The sequence below is a fragment of the Pseudoalteromonas sp. DL2-H2.2 genome (assembly GCF_021532535.1).
GTDB lineage: Bacteria > Pseudomonadota > Gammaproteobacteria > Enterobacterales > Alteromonadaceae > Pseudoalteromonas > Pseudoalteromonas rubra_A.
Window position 1 is genome coordinate 1 of record NZ_JAKGBD010000040.1, and the last position, 1,036, is coordinate 1,036.

Sequence of the window (1,036 nt, forward strand, 5' to 3'; positions counted from 1 at the left end):
TTACGTAATCCGGGTACTTGAAGTAAGCGCTGAGTGTCGGCCATTTACAGCGCCATGATTTGATGACCAAAGGGTATTTTTCACCCCACTTGGCTTCCAGTTCGTCCAGCGCGATTTCAGCAGCATTAAGGGTTGCAGCCTTATAAACGCATTTGAGATCCGCCATGAAAGCCTTTTGGTTTTTGGATGCCACGTATTTGAGTGAGTTACGTATCTGGTGAATGATACAGTGCTGGACCTCTGTGTTCGGATAGATGGTTTCAATGGCTTCAGGGAAGCCTTTGAGGCCATCCACGCAGGCAATCAGGATATCTTTAACGCCTCGATTATTAAGGTCGGTCAACACGCTTAGCCAGTGATGGGCACCTTCCTGGTCTGAAAGGTAGAGGCCCAAAAGCTCCTTTTTGCCTTCGATGTTGAGAGCCAAAATGGTGTAGATGGCTTTACTGACATAACGTCCGTTTTCTTTGATCTTATAGTGAATAGCGTCAAGCCAAACAATGGGGTATATGGCTTCCAAATCACGTTCACGCCAAGCCTGGAGCTCAGGCAGTAGCTTGTCTGTTACGGCATTAATAGTACCGTTGGAAATAGATATATCGTACATATCGGCGATGTGAGCGCGGATATCCTGGTAGCTGTTACCCAAGGCAAACAGCGCAAGAATCTTGCGTTCTAAGTCTTCGGTCAGATGGGTTTGGTGCTTTTTCACCAACTGCGGCTCGAAGGTGCCTGCTCGGTCACGAGGCGTCTCAAGTTCAAATGCACCAGTGGGCCCTTTGACGGTTTTAGTGGATTTACCGTTCTTACGGTTGGGCTCGGAGCTTTCAGCTAAGTGGTTTTCCAACTCAGCCTTCATTGCGGCTTCAGTGAGCTGTTTTATCAACGGGGTGAGCGCTCCATCTTTACCAGTGAGGTTTTTGCCGTCCTGGAGCGCTTTCAATACAGAATCTAAATCAAATTTTTGTGTAGTCATGAGTCATTTCTCTTTTTGCATCTTAACTTATCGAAATGACACAGAAAATTGAACACTACC

1 protein-coding gene is annotated in these 1,036 nt (G+C 46.7%); it reads right to left on the reverse strand.

Going from position 1 to position 1,036, the window contains the following annotated elements:
* Positions 1 to 976: IS256 family transposase (locus L1285_RS23505; RefSeq protein WP_235414552.1), on the reverse strand; the 976-nt coding region annotated here is incomplete at its 3' end.
* Between the last annotated feature and the right edge of the window lie 60 nt (positions 977 to 1,036).